This is a genomic window from Klebsiella sp. GG_Kp173 (assembly GCF_040062415.1).
In the GTDB taxonomy this organism is placed as follows: domain Bacteria; phylum Pseudomonadota; class Gammaproteobacteria; order Enterobacterales; family Enterobacteriaceae; genus Klebsiella; species Klebsiella quasipneumoniae.
In genome coordinates this window covers 48246-67862 of the sequence record NZ_JBEAFZ010000003.1, presented here as the reverse complement: position 1 = coordinate 67862, position 19617 = coordinate 48246, and the positions used below count along the sequence as shown (strand labels likewise).

Sequence of the window (19617 nt, the reverse complement as noted above, 5' to 3'; positions counted from 1 at the left end):
AACACCTTTTTGGTTATAACCCATTCCATTTGAATATAAGTCCTTGATAACGCCTTCTGCTAACCTTGCGGTCATAAGAGCTGGTTATCCACCAGCCCAGGTTATAAAAATATCAGGAGAACGGGGATGAACTTTCCATTAATAGCGAACGTAGTCGTGTTCGCCGTATTGTTGTTTGCGCTGGGGCAAACGCGCCATAAACAGTGGAGCCTGGCCAGGAAGGTCCTGGTCGGCCTGGCGATTGGCGTGATCTTTGGTCTGGCGCTACAGCTGATCTACGGATCTGACAGCCAGGTGCTGAAGGATTCCATCCAGTGGTTTAATATCGTCGGCAACGGTTATGTCCAGCTGCTGCAAATGATCGTTATGCCGCTGGTCTTCGCGTCAATCCTTAGCGCGGTGGCCCGCCTGCACAATGCCTCGCAGCTGGGGAAAATCAGCTTCCTGAGCATCGGTACTCTGTTGTTCACCACCCTGATCGCCGCTCTGGTTGGCGTGCTGGTGACTAACATGTTCGGCCTCACCGCCGAGGGACTGGTCCAGGGCAGCGCTGAGACCGCCCGTCTGAACGCCATTCAGAGCAACTACGTGGGTAAAGTGGCCGATCTCAGCGTCCCGCAGCTGATCCTCTCCTTTGTGCCGAAGAACCCGTTTGCTGACCTGACCGGGGCTAACCCGACCTCGATCATCAGCATCGTCATTTTCTCGGCGTTCCTCGGCGTCGCAGCCCTGAAGCTGCTGAAAGAGGATGTGGAAAAAGGCCAGCGCGTCCTGACCGCCATTGATACCCTGCAGGGCTGGGTGATGAAGCTGGTTCGTCTGGTGATGCAGCTGACCCCTTACGGCGTTCTGGCGCTGATGACCAAAGTGGTTGCCGGGTCGAATCTGCAGGATATCATCAAGCTTGGCGGCTTCGTGGTGGCCTCGTACATCGCGCTGGGCATCATGTTTATCGTCCACGGCCTGCTGCTGGCGATTAACGGCGTCAGCCCGCTGAAGTATTTCCGTAAAGTCTGGCCGGTGATCACCTTCGCCTTCACCAGCCGCTCCAGCGCCGCCTCCATTCCGCTGAACGTGGAAGCGCAGACCCGTCGTCTCGGCGTACCGGAGTCGATTGCCAGCTTCTCCGCCTCCTTTGGCGCCACCATTGGTCAGAACGGCTGCGCCGGTATCTACCCGGCCATGCTGGCGGTGATGGTCGCACCAACCGTAGGCATCAACCCGCTGGATCCGATGTGGATTGCCACCCTCGTGGGCATCGTCACCGTCAGCTCGGCGGGCGTCGCCGGAGTGGGCGGCGGGGCCACCTTCGCCGCGCTGATCGTCCTGCCGGCGATGGGCCTGCCGGTAACCCTCGTGGCGCTGCTGATCTCCGTCGAGCCGCTGATCGATATGGGACGTACCGCGCTGAACGTTAACGGCTCCATGACCGCCGGGACGCTGACCAGCCAGTGGCTGCGCCAGACCGACAAGTCGATTTTCGATAGCGAAGAAGAAGCCGAACTGGCGCATCGCTAAACGGTAAGCACAAAAAAACCGCTGATAATCAGCGGTTTTTTTATTTCTGCAGCAGACTCAGGCTTCAATCTCTCCTTCCTGACGCACCTGGTTAGCCCAGCGCTGCGCCGACTCCGGCACGCTGAACGCCGGTGAACGGCGAAAATGCTCTCCCATCAGCAGAAAGGCGACATACTTCCCGCGCAAAATCCAGACATCGCGAAAATGGTCCATTTTCACGGCATGTTCCGGGGGCGCAGGCTCCACGCGCGGCACGTAGCTAATGACAGGGCGATTTTGTTGGCGCAATGGTTTCATAACAAATGGATTCACTAAGCAAAGCGGGAAACAGAAACCTCTATCATAGCCGATCGTGGCCCCGTTCGTCGCCCCCCTGCCGCCGATGCGCATTTTAGGATAACTCCCTGCCCCCTCGCCGGGCGTAGGCAGCGTAATGTTCTATAGTTAGAAGGGTTTTGGTTTATCAACGACCACTTTTAGCAATGAAAGCAGGAGACGAGCAATGTCTGATAAGCACCCAAACCCTCACCACCAGCAGGCACCGGTCCACGGCAGCGAGGAAGCGCAGCCGGGTCTCGACTCGCTGGCACCGGATGACCGGGAGTGGCGCCCCACGCCGAAACCCACCGCCCCTGGCGCTGAACCAACCGCCCCTGGCAGCCTGAAAGCGCCTGATACCCACAGCAAAAAACTCGATGCCCTGGAGCCACAGCGCAAAGGCGGAGAAGACTATCCGCTGACCACTAACCAGGGCGTGCGCATTGCCGACGATCAGAACTCGCTGCGCGCCGGTACCCGCGGCCCAACGCTGCTGGAAGATTTCATTCTGCGGGAGAAGATCACCCACTTCGACCACGAGCGAATTCCGGAGCGTATCGTTCATGCCCGCGGCTCAGCGGCCCACGGCTACTTCCAGCCCTACAAAAGCCTGACAGCCTTGACCAAAGCCGATTTTCTCTCGGCAGCCGATAAAATCACCCCGGTCTTTGTGCGCTTCTCCACCGTGCAGGGCGGCGCGGGGTCGGCGGACACCGTTCGCGATATTCGCGGCTTCGCCACCAAGTTTTACACCGATGAGGGGATTTTTGACCTCGTTGGCAACAATACCCCGGTCTTCTTTATCCAGGACGCGCTGAAGTTTCCCGACTTTGTCCACGCCGTGAAGCCTGAGCCCCACTGGGCCATTCCCCAGGGACAAAGCGCTCACGATACGTTCTGGGACTATGTTTCCCTGCAGCCGGAAACGCTGCACAACGTGATGTGGGCGATGTCCGATCGCGGCATCCCGCGCAGCTATCGCACCATGGAAGGCTTTGGCATCCACACCTTCCGCCTGATCAATGCCGAAGGCAAAGCCACCTTTGTTCGCTTCCACTGGAAACCGGTCGCCGGCAAGGCGTCGCTGGTATGGGATGAAGCGCAGAAGCTGACCGGCCGTGACCCCGATTTTCATCGCCGCGACCTGTGGGAGGCCATTGAAGCCGGGGACTACCCGGAATTTGAGCTCGGCCTGCAGCTGATCCCCGAAGAGAATGAATTTGATTTTGACTTCGACCTGCTCGATCCCACCAAGCTGATCCCCGAGGCGCTGGTGCCGGTGCAACGGGTCGGCAAAATGGTCCTCAACCGCAACCCGGACAACTTCTTTGCCGAAAACGAACAGGCGGCCTTCCATCCCGGGCATATCGTCCCGGGCATCGATTTCAGCAACGATCCGCTGCTGCAGGGGCGCCTCTTCTCCTACACCGATACCCAGATAAGCCGCCTCGGCGGACCGAATTTCCATGAAATCCCGATCAACCGGCCGACCTGCCCGTATCACAACTTCCAGCGCGACGGTATGCACCGGATGGAGATTGACACCAACCCGGCCAACTACGAACCCAACTCGATCAACGACAACTGGCCGCGCGAGACGCCGCCAGCCGCCAAACGCGGCGGTTTTGAGTCCCTCGCCGAGCGCGTCGACGGCGAGAAGATCCGTCAGCGCAGCCCGTCATTCGGCGAATATTACGCCCAGCCGCGTCTGTTCTGGCTGAGCCAGACGCCGATTGAGCAACAGCATATTATCGATGGCTTCAGCTTCGAGCTTAGCAAAGTGGTCCGCACCTGGATCCGCGAGCGGGTGGTCGATCACCTGGCCCATATTGATACCCGGCTGGCGGAAGCGGTCGGGGCGAATTTAGGTATCGAACTGAGCGATGAGCAGCGCAGCCTCACTCTGCCCTCCCCGGTCAACGGCGTGGAGAAAGATCCCACCCTCAGCCTCTACGCGGATGCCGAAGGGGATGTGAAAGGTCGTGTGGTGGCGGTGCTGCTCAATGAGCGTACCTCGGCGCAGGATCTGGTCCATCTCCTGCAGGCGCTACAGGCCCGGGGCGTGCACAGTAAACTGCTCTATTCGCGGATGGGGGAAGTCGTCGCCGACGATGGCTCTCCCCTGCCGATCGCTGGCACCTTCGCCGGCTCCCCGTCGCTGACGGTGGATGCCGTGGTGGTGCCCGGCGGCGATCTCAGCGCCCTGAGCCAGAGCGGCGACGCGCGCTACTACCTGCTGGAGGCCTATAAGCATCTGAAGCCGATCCTGCTGGCAGGCGATGCGCGGCAGTTAACGTCGGTTCTGCAGGTCCCGGCCCAGGGCGAAGAGGGCGTCATCGTCACCGATGCTCTCGACACCCCGGCGGCAGATAAACTGCTCGCCCTGATGACGGCCCACCGGGTGTGGTCGAGAAGCCCGAAAATCGCCGCTATTCCGGCGTAGCAAAAAGCCCGGCACACCGTGCCGGGCTTGACTCACTTTCCTTTCCCCGTCGGGTTTACACGTCGCGGTAGGTTCCCAGGCGATAACCCCGGTCGGCCACCGCCGCTTTCAGCGAGGCGGACGTCAGCACATCAAGCTCGCCCAGCCGCGGGTAGCAGTAGGCGCTGCCCATGATGGTCTGGTCGACAAAGGCCGGATGACACATCACCTCCAGAGAGCGCTCCTCGCGGGCGATTGAGGCGTCCAGCGTCTGCAGGAACAGCGCCTCAGAGACGGCTTCCCCGTAAAACTCGCTGCTGAAGCCGGCGCTGCTGCGCGCCGCCTGCTGATCGAGACCGCTCTGCGCCGCTACCTGGCGATCGATACGCAACGCGATGCCCTTGTCGCGGGCAAAAGCCGCGACGATGGGATAGATCGGGGCGATCATATGTACATGGTGATGGCTGTCGAGATGCGTCGGCTCGTGACCGAAGAGATCGATAAAACGACGGTACTGACACGCCAGCTCGTGGGCAATCTCCTCCAGCGGCAGGTTACCTTCTTCCGCCTGCTGCCAGATCCATTTGCCCAGCCGGCCGTCGCGGGTTAACCCCGGCATGGCCGACAGCGGTTCGCCCAGCGTCAGCACAAAGTGCATCCCGACCGCCAGCTCCGGCGTACTGCGGCTCAACTGGGCGGCGTGGTCAATAGCCGCGCCGTTGACCAGCGCCGTAGTCGATGTCACCACGCCGTTGCGGCAGGCCTCGATAATGCCGTAGTTCTGCCCTTTACTGAGGCCGAAGTCGTCGGCATTGACGATCAATACGCGTTCCATTAGCCGCTCCCGTTACGCTTTCAGTTTTTCGATCGTCGCCGCAAAGTTCGGCAGCCATTTTTCATGGGCCAAAATCATCTCCCTCGCCAGCTGCTCGGCGTCACGATCGGAATGGATCAGCGGGCTTAAGTTCAGCGCCAGCAGCACGTCGTTCAGCTCGCCGCTGATCGCCGCGTGGCTGGCCGCCACTTCAAACCCTTTGATGGTATAGATAAGCCCCAGCACCTTCTCGTCGAAATGGGTGATGCGCGGCGTCGGCTTCGCGCCATCGCGACCTAAGGTGCAGCTCATCTCGACCGCCCAGTCCGCCGGGATATTATCGATATGGCCATGATGCGGGATATTCACATAGTGCTCAGTCTGCTTATCGTTATAGATAGCATTGATCACTTCGCATGCGGCATCGGAGTAATAGGCGCCCCCGCGCTGCTCCAGCTCCTTCGGCTTGACCTTGAGATCCGGGTTTTTATACAGCTCAAACAGCTGCTTCTCTACTTTCTGCACCACCTGGGCGCGCGCGCCGCCCTTATAGTACTCGCCCATCTCAATCGCCAGCATCTCTTTTGGCTTAAAGTAATAGAGCAGATAGGAGCATGGGATCAGGCGCAGGGAGCGGATCAGCCCTTCGCTGAACGGCAGGTCGAAGATATTTTTTACCGAGTTCGCGGTCAGGCGGCCGGAGGCGACGCCGTCCAGCAGTTCATCGAAGCGCGAGACGCCGTTAACCAGCACGTCGCGGACGAACACCAGGTGGTTCAGACCGAACAGGTCGATGTGCAGCTCATCGCTCGGGCTGAGCTGCAGCACGTCGGTGATGAACATCTTCATGCCGATGGGAATGTTGCACACCCCGATAAAGCGTTTGAAACTGGTGTGACGATAAACCGCCTCGGTGACCATGCCCGCCGGGTTGGTGAAGTTGATGATCCACGCGTCCGGGCAGATCTCCTGCACATCTTTCACGATGTCGAAAATCACCGGGATGGTGCGCAGCCCCTTAAACAGCCCGCCCGCCCCGTTGGTCTCCTGGCCAAGATAACCGTGGCTCAGCGGGATGCGCTCATCTTTTTCCCGCGCCTTCAGCTGGCCCACGCGCAGCTGGGTAGTGACGAAATCCGCGCCCTGCAGCGCCTCGCGGCGGTCCAGCGTTTTATAAACCTTCATCGGCACGCCGGCTTTTTCCACCATCCGCTCGCACAGCGCATGGATAATATCGAGCTTCTCCTGGCCCTCTTCCACATCCACCAGCCACAGCTCTGTCACCGGCAGTTCATGATAACGTTTCAGGAAACCTTCCAGTAATTCCGGGGTATAGCTGCTACCGCCGCCAATGGTGACGACTTTTAATTTCTGGCTCATCTTTTTCTCCCTTAGACGCTGCGTGTAGACGCAGGCCGCTCTCCGCATAAATGCGGACAGTTAACTTAAATTAGTTATGGTGTAAGCCTGGCGGCTAATACCGCCTGGGCTTAATTAATACTGGTCAAATGTTTTCGATAACTACTCGGTGTAAACGAGGTCAGCTTTTTAAAGGTTTTAATAAACAGGCTCGGGCTGCTGTACCCTGATTCATAGGCAATATCCGTCACCGAATAGTTGGTAATTTCCAGCTGCTTTTTGGCAAAATTGATACGGATATCGTTAATTATCTGCATCGGCGTTTTACCATAATAGCGCTGGGTCGCCCGGGTTAAATATTCCTGAGTTTTTCCCGATAACCGAACCATATTCTCGAGGGCGCTCTCACCAAACTCCAGTTTATCGTGCATAGCCTCAACGGTATTTTTTAACCATTGCGGGACGACGTCTGCAACCGGCTCTTCGCGATAGTGACGTAAACGGTTAATGACATAAAAGGAGACCAGCTCGATAAATTCGTCAAATTCCGTTTCGCGAAAATTGAGTGAGGCGATGACCGACTCAATGTAGCCGAGAAAAGCGCTCTGCACGGCGTAGACCTGCGACGCCACCAGGCCAAACGGCAGCAGCGGCAGATAATGTTTCTCAAAGAAGCGCCTGCTGATGCCGACGTTAAGGATGCGCGTCGCACCAAATTCATAGAAGCTCTGGTGGTGCGAACCCATCGGGATAAAGACAAAATCCCCGCGCTCCAGCAGCACCCGTTTACCATTGATCTCCTGGTAATAGCGCCCGGTTAATACGACGGTAAATTCGTAGTAATCATGCTGGTGGAGCCCGCTCACGCTTTCCGTTTTGTTATAGATGACCACATGGAAGTTCTTCCCGTTGAACAACTGCTGTTCTCTGGCGGTACTGATCTCGGTGGTCATCATCCTGGGCTGCCTCATCGTCGCGATGGCCTATTGTACCTTCTCGTGCAGCTCAATCAATTCCGCTACCAGCTCGCGGGCCAGCATGGAGGTCATCAGGTGATCCTGAGCATGCACCAGCACCAGGCTGACCTTCATTTTCCCCTCGCCCTCGTCGCTTTCGATAAGCTGGGTCTGCACCCGATGCGCCTCGCTCAGCGCCTGACGCGACTGCTCCATCATCGTTTTCGCCGCGGCAAAATCCCCCTGCTTGGCCTGCTTCAGCGCGGCATAGGCCAGACTACGCGCTTGGCCGGAGTTGATAATCAGCCCCATCACCACCTCTTCGAGGTCGTTTTCCGGGGTCTCTACCGCGTCGATGTTGTCCAGATCAAACATAATATTTCCCTCATTTCTCAGGCGGTACGGGACGTTGCCCGTACCGCGCGGTATCAGAATTTTAGTGCGTTGGCGATGTCTTCTTCGCTCTCTTCCTGCTCGATAACGGTCTGCGCTTTATTCGACAGCACCACAAACGGCAGGTAGACCAGGGTGGAGACGCCAAGGTTGAACAGGGCGACCAGCAGAGCGGCGACACTGCCGTTACTGTTAAAGAACGCCCCCAGGCCAGTTGGCATGGTCCACGGCGCCAGGTTGGTCACCGGTGGGATAATCCCCAGGCTGTAGGCGGCGAGAGTAATGGCCGCCAGAATCGGCTGGACCAGCACGAACGGGATGAACATCACCGGGTTCATGATGATCGGCAGGCCAAACAGAATCGGTTCGTTAATCTGGAAGATGCCTGACGGCAGCGCCAGCTTCGCGACCTGACGATGGTCAGCGCGGCGGGAAGCGATAAAGATGGCGATAATCAGACCCAGCGTCGCCCCGGAGCCACCCAGCAGGATGTAGGAGTCGAGCATCGGCTTGGCCCAGAAGTGGAACTGTTTACCCGCTTCGATCGCCGCATCAACCGATCCGTACTGGTTGTACAGGGCGATGTTTTCCAGCGCCCACGGCGTCATGATGCCGTTATCCAGCGCGGTCAGCGCCAGCGAACCGTGCACCCCGAAGAACCACAGCAGGGAGTTAAAGATGACGTATGCCCAGCCGACCACGCTGCCCATCGCCGCCAGCGGCGTAGAGATGGAGTCCATGATGATCTGGTGGAAGTTGCTGCCGTAGCTCGACAGGGCCCACGAGATAATGCCGAAGATGGAGAGGATCAAGAAGCCCGGGATCAGCGCAGAGAAAGAGCGCGATACCGATCCCGGCACGCTGTCCGGCAGTCTGATCACCCAGTTGCGACGGATCACGAAGGTGAACAGTTCCGCGACGACCAGACCGATAATCATACCGGAGATGATGTTCTGCCCGCCCAGCCAGTTGGCGCCGACGGCATAGGCTTCGCCTACGCTGTACGGGGTCACGGTCATGAAGGCCGCTACCGCCAGCAGGCCAGCGGCCATCGGGTCGACTTTGCGCTCTTCCGCCAGCGCGGAGCCGATAAAGAATGGCGCCATCAGCGACATAATGCCGAGGGTGCCGTTATAGACGTTGCCGCCGATAGCCTTAAAACCGTTTAAGGTTTCAATGGTAGAGGCATCCAGGCGAATGCCCATGGAGTAAAAGAAAGAGCCTTCGCCGAAGCTCAGAAAAACGTTGTTAATTAATACAAACATGGCCCCGGCGAGGGTCAACGGCATGAGTTTAATAAATCCATTTTTAATCGCATTAATATGCGGCTGCTTTCCTATTTTCACTGCAAAAGGAAGGAGTACCTTTTCAAGCGAGTCGATCACTTTACTCATAGTCAATACCCTTAAAAGCCGCAATAAACTATTACGGCGATGATGTATGAAATTACTCTTTGACGGGAAAATAAACTCTTTATTTTTTGACGTCCGGCAACAGAATGCCGCCAGGCGTCAAAATACATCGAGTTTTAAAATTTAAAATTATTGTGCTGCAGCTTTCTTAATGGCCGCGACGGCGGCTTTCAATACCCCTAAACCATCCACCTTGCCATACAGAAGAGAATCGATGACTTCTACCGGTTTATTTGGCAGCAGGCGCTGAATTTCCGGTAACATATACGCAATTTGTGGCCCTAATAATACAACGTCGGCTTCCGGTCCCTTTTCACCCGCGAGAGTTTCAGGATAGGCTTCAATAATGACCGGGACTTCGTATTTTTCCGCCTGCGCCCGCATTTTGGAGACCAGCAGTGACGTGGACATGCCTGCCGAGCAGAACAGATAAATGTGTTTCTTTTCCATGAACGCTTCCTCAATGTGTGAGACCAGGGCCTTCAGTAACCGCTGAGAGCCGGTAAGACTGGTAACATCCGGTTAATTCTGTTTATGGGTTGAGTATACGGCAAGCTGAGCCGTCGTGATAATTCCCTGTTGAACAGAATTGTCTCTCATTGACCTCCGGTTTTGACTACCCTCACATTTTCACCCAAATAATTCGCGCAATTAAATAAGCATCAGGACTCACAAAAAAGCCCGACCAGTGGTCGGGCTTACGTACAACTCAGTCAACAGTAGGGCGCTTACTTAGCGTTGCGCGGATCCGTATCATACTCGGCGCAGGTCTGGTAGCCGGAGTTCATCACGTGCCCCGTTTCGTCGAGGGCCACAAAGTAGGTCTCCACTTTACCATCTCGTTGACCGAGGATATAGGTCTGGCAGGTGCCGCGGGCATGGACCATCGTCACTTCCGTTGAAGGTTTGCCTGCGATCTGCATCACCTGCTGACGCGACATCCCTTTCTTCACATCTTTCACCACCGGCTGGGTAAACTGGTCTTTGGTACGATCGTAAGCGGTACAGCCCGCGAGTAAGGTTAACGCGACGGTGACGCCCAGTATTCCTGCTAAGCTTTTGTTCATTTTGGTTCCTCTCTTCCACTGTGTAACGATAAGCCTGGAATGAATAGTGTTATTTTTCAAGCCGAACAGCGAAATCATGTCTGAGTGTGTTATTACGTAAACAGGATTGACTCTCCGCTGCCGACCGGCGCTTTCTCCTGCGCGGTGGCATCTATAATGAAATCCTATGTCATTGATTGCCTTCTTTTCCGGCAGTCAAAACCCCGGTCCTTGTCGTTTCAGCGGCAAAGAGGTAGCTTTAAGCCAACAGGTTGCCAAACAGATTCACTTTCGGAGGGCGCGATGACGCTACAACAAGAGATTATTCAGGCGCTGGGCGCGAAGCCGCAGATTGATGCCGCAGACGAGATCCGTCGCAGCGTCGATTTCCTGAAATCCTATCTGCAGACTTACCCTTTTATTAAATCGCTGGTGCTGGGTATCAGCGGCGGCCAGGACTCGACCCTAACGGGGAAACTGTGCCAGATGGCGATCAATGAACTGCGCGCCGAAACAGGCGACAGCAGCCTGCAGTTTATCGCCGTCCGTTTACCCTACGGCGTGCAGGCGGATGAGCAGGACTGCCAGGATGCCATCGCCTTTATTCAGCCTGACCGGGTGTTGACGGTGAATATCAAAGCCTCGGTACTGGCAAGCGAACAGGCGCTGCGTGAAGCGGGGATCGAACTGAGCGACTTCGTTCGCGGCAACGAAAAAGCCCGTGAGCGCATGAAAGCCCAGTACAGCATCGCCGGGATGACCCAAGGGGTGGTAGTCGGCACCGACCATGCAGCGGAGGCGATTACCGGCTTCTTCACCAAATATGGCGACGGCGGCACCGACATCAACCCGATCTTCCGGCTGAACAAACGTCAGGGCAAACAGCTGCTGGCCCATCTCGGCTGCCCGGAACATCTGTATAAGAAGTTACCGACCGCCGATCTGGAAGACGATCGCCCCTCCCTGCCGGATGAAGTGGCGCTGGGGGTGACCTATGAGAATATCGACGACTATCTGGAAGGCAAAACGCTGGACCCCAGCATCGCCAAAACGATCGAAGGCTGGTATCTGAAAACCGAACACAAGCGTCGGCCACCGATCACTGTCTTTGACGATTTCTGGAAAAAATAGTCCCTCCCCCGCCCCGGCCCGCGCCGGGGTTATTTTTTGCGCTTTTCGCCGCAAAAACCGCCTGCTATACTGGATAGATAGACAGTATCAGGAGTTATTGTGGCCAGAAAGCAATCTGCCCCGCGTCTGGAGTTTGAGGCGGCGGCGATCTATGAATATCCCGAACACCTTCGCCCGTGGCTGGAGGCGCTGCCGAAGCTGCCGGGCGTCTATCAGTTTCACGGCGATAGCGACACGATGCCGCTCTATATCGGCAAGAGCGTCAACCTCCGCAGCCGGGTGCTCTCCCACCTGCGCACCCCTGAAGAGGCGGCGATGCTGCGTCAGTCCCGGCGTATCACCTGGCAGCGCACCGCTGGCGAGCTGGGAGCGCTGCTGCTGGAGGCGCGGTTGATTAAAGAGCAGCAGCCGCTGTTTAACAAGCGGCTACGGCGTAACAAGCAACTCTGCGCCTGGCTGCTTGCGGACGACCGGCCGCAGATTGTCTATGCCCGCGAGGTTGATTTCTCGCACCAGCAGCATCTCTATGGTCTGTTCGCCAACCGGCGGGCGGCGCTGCAGATGCTGCAGAGCCTTGCTGACGAACAGCGCCTCTGTTACGGCCTGCTCGGTCTGGAGCCGCTCAGACGCGGCCGCGCCTGCTTTCGATCCGCGCTCGGCCGCTGCGCCGGCGCCTGCTGTGGAAAGGAGAGCGTGGAGGCGCACCGTCAGCGTCTGCTGGCGCAGATGAGCAAGCTGCAGCTGGTGTGCTGGCCGTGGGCAGGACCGGTGGCGCTGGAGGAGCGCGGCCCGGATATGACGCAGTATCATGTCATTCATAACTGGCTGTGGCTGGGAGCCGTCGACTCGCTCAAAGAGGCCGCTGCGCTGACCCGCCTGCCCGCCGGATTCGACCAGGATGGTTACAAAATCCTCTGTAAGCCTCTGCTCAGCGGCAACTACCCGTTGCATCCGCTTGGCTGAAAGACCAGAAAGAAAAAACCGCCGGCCCTGCCCAACGCCTGATGGCATTATTGGGCAAGACCGGCGGTCTTGATTCAGTGCGCTACATTATTCAGCGGGTGCAGGCATTTTACCTGCCGGCGCGTTGCGTTCTGTCAGATGCTTCTCAAAATTGGCATTGAACTGTTTTTTCTGCTCTGGGGTCAGAATGTTGTAGATCTTGTTCTGCGTTTCCAGGCGGGACAGCGCCATCGCTTTGTGCTGCGCTTCCATCTTATCGATCTGCGCTTCCGCTTTCGCCTTGTCGAAGGTATCGCTGGCGATCAGCTCGTGCATCGCGCGACGTTCGTCAAGGGACGGACGCTTCATGTTTTCGCGCTGGCTCTTCATGATGTCGCGGATCTGCTGCTTCTGCGCATCGGTCAGGTTCAGCCCTTTAAACATCATGTCATGCTGACCCGGGCCGCCTTTATGATGCATCATCATCGGCTTGCTGTCGCTCGGCGCGGTGGTGGTATCGGCGGCGTGTGCCAGGTTAGCCGCGCCCAGAGCCAGAGTAGAGGCAACAAACAGTGCAGTGAGTTTCTTCATCATTCAATCCTTACTTTACGTTATTCTTACGGCGCGTTGCCGTGTTGACGAGATTAACTTTACGACGTTAATCGTCAATTAGTCAGAGCAAGAGTAAAACAATGAAAGTGTAAAAAACGGTTTCTCACCAATTATGGAGAAAATAAGGAATTTGACGGAAGAATTGCAATAAAAAATAAATAACTTACTGTTTTGAAGAGTAATTACGGAGAGTATAAAGAAGAGGAGATTAAAAACAAAGCATTTTACCAGGAATAATCTGCAAATTTACACTGGCGCACGAAAAAATAAGAAGATGAATAACGACGCGCGAAATAAAGCAGGCCGCCCGGCGGACGGCTTGCCCTCAGGATAATTTTTCCAGCATCAGGCCAGCGCGCAGCCCCCTGGCCACCGCCGGATTGGGAAACAGAACATACTCCGGCTCTGCCCCCACCACATACCGCGTCTCCCCCTCCTCCGCCAGCAGCGTGCCTGGGGCGAAGGGGGTGAAGTTCAGCGTCTGTTCCGCCATATGCAAGCGGAAATCATCGCTATGGCGGGTGATCTGCTGCACCACCCGGTAGCGCAGCGGCGCCGGGGCGTCGGCAATGGCCAGATCCCCCACCAGCAACCGGGAGATAGCCCCCTCGGCGGCGGCAAACTGCGTTAGATCGTTTTCCCCCAACGGCAGCGCTTTGCCCAGTTCAAGAGTGCAGGCCAGCGCCGCGAACCGTTCGCAGCTGAAATGGGTGAAGGTCCCGCCCGGCTGGCGATGAAACACCAGCGCCTCCAGCCCGGCGCCGCCCAACCAGTGAAGAAAATCCTCCTCCCAGGGCGTATCGCGGGCCGGGAGCACGCCGAAGCGCGGATGCAGCGACCCGCGGATCGCGGTATGCAGATCGAGGTGCCAGCGCGGACCATCATGGTCGCGATAGAAGCGGGCCACCGCCTGCTCCAGCCGCTGCGCCCGCTGCGTCTCCTCGCTGGCCGGGAACTGCCGCCAGCGCTCGCCAAACATCCGGTTCATATCGCTGTGCAGATAGCGTTTATTCGCCCGCAGCGCCGGCGGGTTACCGACGATCACCAGCAGCCGCCAGCGCAGGGGGAGTGCCTCCCGGACCAGCCGCTGCACCAGCCGGTCGACAATCTCCACCGGCGCCGTTTCGTTGCCATGGATGGCGCAGGAAAGCACCAGCCCGCGCTCGCAGCGCGCATGCGGCGTCAGCTCGAGGATCCCCTCGCCGAGCCAGTGCCAGCGGAAATGGGCCGTCTCGCCGTGAAAGTGATGGGGCAATCGCCCCGCCAGGGTTAATGCCAGAAAGTGTTCCACCGCGCCCCCTTATTGCTGAAATGGATAAACCGAACCGAGCTGCAGGATCTGGGTCAACCGATCCAGCGCATCGCGCCCTTCCCGCAGCAGCTGTGGGTCGGCGAGGTCGGCCTGGGTGAGGCGGTCGCGATAGTAGCGATCCACCCAGTCATTGAGGGCGGCAAACAGCGTATCGTTCATCAGGACGTGCGGATTGACCGCCTGATACTCCTCGGCCGTCAACACCACCCGCAGGCGCAGGCACGCCGGACCGCCGCCGTTGGCCATACTCTCGCGCAGATCAAACACCTGCAGCGCGGCGATGGGGTTATCTGCGGCCAGCAGCTCATTAAGATAGTTCCACACGCCCGGATGCGCCTGGGCTTCCTGGGGCAGGATCAGCGCCATGCTGCCGTCCGCCCGGCTCAACAGCTGACTGTTGAACAGATATGTAGCAACCGCCTCTTCCACCGTGACCCGGCTGGCGGGAACCACCAACGGGGTAAAGCCCGGCACCTGCTGCGCAAGCTGCTGCAAAACCGCGTCCTGGTCGGCAAAGGCCTGCTCATGGCAGAACAGGACCTGACGGTTGCTCACCGCGATGACGTCGTTATGAAAAACCCCCTTGTCGATCGCCGCCGGATGCTGGCGGGCGAAGATCAGCTGGCGGGGATTGACCTGATTGAGGCGCGCCACCGCCTGGCTTGCCTCAAGGGTTTGCCGCGCCGGATAGCGACGTGGCGCCTCCTCGCTTCCCCGACGGCGGCCATAGACAAATAGCTGGACGCCGGGGGCGCCATATTCGCCGCCGAGACGGTTATGGTTCGCCGCCCCTTCGTCGCCAAACCAGGCAGAGGCAGGCAGCGCCGGGTGGATGGCAAATCGCGTGCGGTCCGGGAATATCGCCTGCAGCAGCGCCCCGGTGGTGGGGGCTTCACTGGCGCGGTGGAATTTATCCTGCAGATTCGCCACCGTCAGGTGCACCAGGCCATCCAGCGAATCGGCGGAGGGACAGACGGTCGCGGCGTTCGCCACCCACATCGCCGAGGCCGAACTCACCGCCGACAACAGATCCGGATCCTGCTGGGCCGCACGGGCCACCACCTGCTCATCGCTGCCGCTAAAGCCCAGCTGACGCAGGAGCGGCACGTTGGGTCGTTCCTGAGGGGGGATCACCGCCTGCGGATAGCCGGCGTCGGCAAGGGCTTTCATTTTTTTCAGCCCCTGCTTCGCCGCCAGCTGCGGATTCGACACCTGATAGCGGTGCCGGGTGGAGGCCTCATTGCCAAAGGAGAGCCCTGCGTAGTGATGGGTCAGTCCGGGCAGACCGTCAAAGTTGACTTCGCGGGCGGTCATAACGCCTCCCCGGCCCGGAAGTCGAGCCCCGGATTGAGACTGGCGGGCAGCGTCAGGGTCGGCGATTCGAGACTGGCCATCGGCCAGGCGCAATAATCTGCGGCATACCAGGCCCCGGGGCGATGATTGCCTGAGGCTCCGGTGCCGCCGAACGGCGCGGTACTCGCCGCCCCGGTCAGGGGTTTGTTCCAGTTGACTATCCCGGCCCGTGCCTCAAGCAGCAGCCGATCGAACTTCTCTCGTTCCGGGGAGATTAACCCGCAGGAGAGGCCGAAGCGGGTGGCGTTGGCCAAGGCAATCGCCTCTTCGAAAGTATCGTAGCGCCAGACCCCAAGCAGCGGGCCGAACACCTCTTCATCCTCGACCTGGGCCATGTCGCTCATGTTGACAATCCCCGGCGTCAGCAGCGACGTCCCGGCCTGCAATAACCGCGGCTCCAGCAGGGTGACCGCGCCAGTAGCGACCCGCTGCAGCCAGGCCTGATGCACTTTCTGCGCGGCCTGTTCAGAGATAAGCCCGCCGAGAAACGGCTGCGGCTCAGCGTCCCACGCCGCGGGGATCAGCCGTTGGCTGACCGTTACCAGCCTGGAGAGGAAGGCATCCCCCGCCTCTCCGCGCCGGACCAGCAGACGTCGGGCGCAGGTGCAGCGCTGGCCGGCGGTAATAAAGGCGGACTGGATGGTCAGATGCACCGCGGCATCGACGTCCCGTGGGTCGTCAACGATCAGCGGATTATTGCCGCCCATCTCCAGCGCGAGGATCTTTTGCGGCTGCCCGGCCAGCTGGCGATGCAGATGAAAACCGGTGGTCGAGCTGCCGGTAAACAGCAGCCCATCGATGTCCGCCTGGCCGCTGAGCGCCTCGCCGGTTTCCCGACCGCCCTGCAGCAGGTTGAGCACGCCGGCGGGCAGGCCAGCTTGCTCCCACAGCTTCACCACCGCTTCGCCGCTGTGCGGGGTTAATTCGCTGGGTTTAAATACCACGGTATTGCCCGCCAGCAACGCCGGCACGATATGCCCGTTCGGCAGATGGCCGGGAAAGTTATAGGGACCAAAGACCGACAGCACGCCATGCGGCCGGTGACGCAACGTCGCGGCGCCATCGGGCAGATCGCTGTGCTGTTCACCAGTGCGGGTGTGATACGCCTTCACCGAGATCGCCACCTTGTTGATCATCGCCGTCACTTCCCCGGCCGCCTCCCAACGCGGCTTTCCGGTCTCGGCGCCGATAATCGCCGTCAGCTCCGCCTTGCTGGCCTCCAGCAGGCTGGCAAACTTTTCGACGATGGCCTGGCGGTCGGCAAACGGCAGCCGCGCCCAGGCCGGGAACGCCTGGCGGGCAGCCGCGACCGCCTCGGCAACCTGCCCGGCATCCGCCGCCTCGCCCTGCCAGACAATCTTCAGGTTGACCGGATCCTGTTTGCTGAAGCGCGGCCCATCGCCGGGCCGCCATTCGCCGTTAATCCACAGACTCATGCGGTTTTCTCCTCAGGGATCAAGCGCACCATGCGCACCTGGTCGCCAGCATGACACTTCAGCATATCCAGCTCGCGGGCGCTGAGGGTCAGGGTGTCGCCATCCGGGTCGGCATGCACCAGCAGGGCGCGGAACTGGTGATACTGTTCGTTCGCCACGAGGCACAACGGCCAGTCGCCGGGTGGCGTTTCGCCGGCCTCGGTGGTCACCAGACGGCTTTTGCGGATCGCCCGCACCCGGTCGATATCGCACTCCAGGGTCGGGCCTCCGTCGAAAATATCGATGTAGTTCAGGTAGCGGAATCCCTCTTTCTCCAGCACCGTCCGGGCCGGGGCGGTCTGCGGATGGACCTTGCCGATCACCGCCTGCGCCTCGGGGGTGAGGAAATCGATATACAGCGGATGCTTGGGCATCAGGGCGGCAATGAAAGCCTTTTGTCCGGTGCCGCACAGGTAGTCGGCGCGGGAAAACTCCATGGCGAAAAAGCGTTTGCCCAGGCTCTCCCAGAACGGGGAATAGCCGTGTTCGTCAATCACCCCGCGCATCTCGGCGACCACCTTCTCATTGAAGCGCTCGCGAAAAGCGGCCATAAATAAGAAGCGCGATTTCGACAGCAGATAGCCATTGCCCTCTTTGCGCCACTGCGGGTCGAGGAACAGGGTGCACAGCTCACTGCTGCCGGTGTGGTCGTTGCTGAGAAACAGCGTCGGCAGCGCCTGGTAGACGTTAAGCTCCTTCGAGGCATGGACCTGAGTGCCGACCCGGTAGTTGTACCAGGGATCGTTGAGGCCCACCGCCACCTCTATCGCGCAGATGCCCACCACCGTGCCGCTCTCGCTCTCCTCCAGCACAAAGACATAGCCCTGCTCGCTTTTCGGCAGCTCGCCGCGCCAGGTTTGCTGCGAGCGGGCGATCCGCGCCGCGAGGGTCGCTTCATCCACCGGCAGCGAGGTCAGCCCGCCGCCGGTCTCCGCTGCCAGCTTCAGCAGCCCGGGCAGATCGCCCGGCTCCACCGGTCGAATAACCATCATGATGAGACTCCCGCCAGGAAACGTGCGCAGGCCCGCTCGACGCGATCCAGACCGCTGTTCACCTCTTCTTCACTGACGTTCAGCGCCGGAGCGAAACGCACCACGTTGGCGCCGGCGATCAAGATCATCACCCCCTCTTCCGCCGCCAGGTTGCTGAGGGCTTTCGCCTTCCCGGCCCAGGCGTCGTTCAGCACGCAGCCGAGCAACAGCCCCAGGCCGCGGATCTCCTTGAACAGGCCATAGCGGGCGTTGATCGCCTGCAGACGTTCGCAAAACCACTGATGGCGCTGTCTGACGCCGGAGAGCACTTCCGGAGTGTTGACGATCGACAGCAGCTCGCCGGCCACCGCCCCCGCCAGCGGGTTGCCGCCGTAGGTGGTGCCGTGGGTGCCGACGGTCATCACGCTGGCGCAGGCCTCTGTGGCCAGCAGCGCGCCGATGGGGAAGCCGCCGCCCAGCGCTTTGGCGGTAGTCAGCACATCGGGCGTCACGCCGTAGTGCATATAGGCGTACAGCTCGCCGGTGCGCCCGACCCCAGTCTGCACTTCATCGAAAATCAGCAGGGCGTTGTGCTGGTCGCAAAGCTGACGCAGGCCGCGTAAAAACTCGACGCTGGCCGGCACCACGCCCCCTTCACCCTGCACCGGCTCGACGATCACCGCGCAGGTTTGGTCATTGATCAAGGCCTTTGCTGACTCGAGATCGTTAAACACCGCATGCTGGATCTGCGGCGGCAGCGGGGCAAAATCCCGGGAGTAGGCTGGCTGACCGCCCGCCGAAACGGTGAACAGCGTCCGCCCGTGGAAAGCGTTCTGGAAGGCGACGATGCCGCTTTTCTCGCTGCCAAAGCGATCGTGGGCATATTTACGCGCCAGCTTGAGCGCCGCCTCATTGGCCTCGGCCCCGGAGTTACAGAAGAAGACCCGGTCGGCGAAAGTGGCATCAATAAGCATTTTGGCCAGCCGCAGGATCGGCTCATTCGTATAGCCGTTGCCGGTATGCCAGAACTTGCCCGCCTGCTCGGTGAGGGCCTGCACCAGACGCGGATGCGCATGCCCCAGCGCGTTCACGGCGATGCCGCCGGCAAAATCGATATACTCTTTGCCCTGCTGATCCCACAGCCGCGACCCGGCGCCCCGCACCGGAATAAACGCCGCTGGCGCGTAGACCGGCATCATCCATTCATCAAAGTGGTTACGCGTAATTGACTGAGACATATCGACCTCTTCCGGTAAATTAAAAGTAGCAATAATGTTAATAAATATGAGTTATTACGCTGTAAATGTAGATTGCACGGTTCGTGCCAGCCAGCGATAAAAATGCATAAACCGGATGAGATAACGCAATATCAACGAGTTACAACCTAACGCTATTCATATAAAATGCATATTTAGTGAATAACTATCCGATAAAGGAGGATGAACAGTGATTAAAGAAGATAAATTATGCAACGGTAAGATATAATTCTGTAATTGTGATCTTCTGCGAAATTTATCGTAGATATTTGCCCTTTTTTGGCGCGGCGTGCCCGCAAAAGGGGCACCCACGGCACGATCATGCGC

General features: G+C 58.9%; 19 protein-coding genes. 4 read left to right on the top strand and 15 right to left on the bottom strand.

Features of this window, described 5'->3' with window-relative positions; translation table 11 throughout:
- Positions 1–126 precede the first annotated feature (126 nt).
- Positions 127–1518: an L-cystine transporter gene (locus tag ABLU50_RS03745; RefSeq protein ID WP_017898666.1), complete on the top strand. Its 1392-nt coding sequence runs from the start codon at positions 127–129 to the stop codon at positions 1516–1518.
- A gap of 57 nt (positions 1519–1575) precedes the next feature.
- Here the strand turns inward: ABLU50_RS03745 and cedA are convergent, their stop codons facing one another.
- Positions 1576–1830, bottom strand: a complete 255-nt coding sequence (gene cedA, locus ABLU50_RS03740) for a cell division activator CedA (RefSeq protein WP_008807754.1) — start codon at positions 1828–1830, stop codon at positions 1576–1578.
- A gap of 190 nt (positions 1831–2020) precedes the next feature.
- On the opposite strand from cedA, the gene katE reads away from it, so the two are divergent.
- Entirely contained in the window at positions 2021–4279 is a 2259-nt protein-coding gene (katE, locus tag ABLU50_RS03735; protein WP_060657057.1) for a catalase HPII, read from the top strand.
- A 55-nt stretch (positions 4280–4334) separates the two neighbouring features.
- Here katE and chbG read toward each other — a convergent pair whose 3' ends face one another.
- The 8 genes from chbG to osmE form a co-directional block, all read right to left on the bottom strand.
- The gene (gene chbG, locus ABLU50_RS03730; protein ID WP_080841124.1) at positions 4335–5093 is read right to left on the bottom strand and encodes a chitin disaccharide deacetylase; all 759 of its coding nucleotides are present in this window, start codon (positions 5091–5093) and stop codon (positions 4335–4337) included.
- A 12-nt stretch (positions 5094–5105) separates the two neighbouring features.
- Positions 5106–6452, bottom strand: a complete 1347-nt coding sequence (locus ABLU50_RS03725; protein WP_087832797.1) for a 6-phospho-beta-glucosidase — start codon at positions 6450–6452, stop codon at positions 5106–5108.
- A gap of 110 nt (positions 6453–6562) precedes the next feature.
- The gene (chbR, locus tag ABLU50_RS03720; protein ID WP_004203825.1) at positions 6563–7387 is read right to left on the bottom strand and encodes a transcriptional regulator ChbR; all 825 of its coding nucleotides are present in this window, start codon (positions 7385–7387) and stop codon (positions 6563–6565) included.
- Between the two features lie 27 nt (positions 7388–7414).
- Entirely contained in the window at positions 7415–7762 is a 348-nt protein-coding gene (gene chbA / locus ABLU50_RS03715) for a PTS N,N'-diacetylchitobiose transporter subunit IIA (RefSeq protein ID WP_004203824.1), read from the bottom strand.
- A 53-nt stretch (positions 7763–7815) separates the two neighbouring features.
- Positions 7816–9174 (bottom strand): PTS N,N'-diacetylchitobiose transporter subunit IIC, encoded by a 1359-nt coding sequence (chbC, locus tag ABLU50_RS03710; RefSeq protein WP_004203823.1) that lies wholly within the window; start codon positions 9172–9174, stop codon positions 7816–7818.
- 11 nt (positions 9175–9185) lie between these two features.
- Positions 9186–9302: a hypothetical protein gene (locus tag ABLU50_RS03705; RefSeq protein ID WP_032425961.1), complete on the bottom strand. Its 117-nt coding sequence runs from the start codon at positions 9300–9302 to the stop codon at positions 9186–9188.
- 19 nt (positions 9303–9321) lie between these two features.
- The gene (gene chbB, locus ABLU50_RS03700) at positions 9322–9642 is read right to left on the bottom strand and encodes a PTS N,N'-diacetylchitobiose transporter subunit IIB (RefSeq protein ID WP_002901547.1); all 321 of its coding nucleotides are present in this window, start codon (positions 9640–9642) and stop codon (positions 9322–9324) included.
- Between the two features lie 278 nt (positions 9643–9920).
- Positions 9921–10259: an osmotically-inducible lipoprotein OsmE gene (gene osmE, locus ABLU50_RS03695; protein WP_004203822.1), complete on the bottom strand. Its 339-nt coding sequence runs from the start codon at positions 10257–10259 to the stop codon at positions 9921–9923.
- Between the two features lie 282 nt (positions 10260–10541).
- On the opposite strand from osmE, the gene nadE reads away from it, so the two are divergent.
- Both nadE and cho read left to right on the top strand, forming a co-directional pair.
- Positions 10542–11369 (top strand): ammonia-dependent NAD(+) synthetase, encoded by an 828-nt coding sequence (nadE, locus tag ABLU50_RS03690; protein ID WP_004203821.1) that lies wholly within the window; start codon positions 10542–10544, stop codon positions 11367–11369.
- 99 nt (positions 11370–11468) lie between these two features.
- Positions 11469–12332, top strand: coding sequence for an excinuclease Cho (gene cho / locus ABLU50_RS03685; protein ID WP_348864561.1), 864 nt, complete (start codon positions 11469–11471; stop codon positions 12330–12332).
- An 87-nt stretch (positions 12333–12419) separates the two neighbouring features.
- Here the strand turns inward: cho and spy are convergent, their stop codons facing one another.
- The 6 genes from spy to ABLU50_RS03655 form a co-directional block, all read right to left on the bottom strand.
- Positions 12420–12905 (bottom strand): ATP-independent periplasmic protein-refolding chaperone Spy, encoded by a 486-nt coding sequence (gene spy / locus ABLU50_RS03680; protein ID WP_072096650.1) that lies wholly within the window; start codon positions 12903–12905, stop codon positions 12420–12422.
- A 343-nt stretch (positions 12906–13248) separates the two neighbouring features.
- Entirely contained in the window at positions 13249–14214 is a 966-nt protein-coding gene (gene astE / locus ABLU50_RS03675; RefSeq protein WP_004203816.1) for a succinylglutamate desuccinylase, read from the bottom strand.
- Positions 14215–14223: 9 nt separating this feature from the next.
- A complete protein-coding gene (gene astB / locus ABLU50_RS03670) occupies positions 14224–15549 on the bottom strand; it encodes an N-succinylarginine dihydrolase (protein WP_087832796.1) in 1326 nt (441 codons plus the stop codon).
- Positions 15546–17024: a succinylglutamate-semialdehyde dehydrogenase gene (gene astD / locus ABLU50_RS03665; protein WP_087832795.1), complete on the bottom strand. Its 1479-nt coding sequence runs from the start codon at positions 17022–17024 to the stop codon at positions 15546–15548. Before astD ends, astB begins: the two co-directional genes overlap by 4 nt.
- On the bottom strand, positions 17021–18055 hold the full coding sequence (astA, locus tag ABLU50_RS03660; protein ID WP_023318013.1) for an arginine N-succinyltransferase: 1035 nt from the start codon (positions 18053–18055) through the stop codon (positions 17021–17023). Before astA ends, astD begins: the two co-directional genes overlap by 4 nt.
- Positions 18052–19272: an aspartate aminotransferase family protein gene (locus ABLU50_RS03655; protein ID WP_004203812.1), complete on the bottom strand. Its 1221-nt coding sequence runs from the start codon at positions 19270–19272 to the stop codon at positions 18052–18054. Before ABLU50_RS03655 ends, astA begins: the two co-directional genes overlap by 4 nt.
- Positions 19273–19617 lie beyond the last annotated feature (345 nt).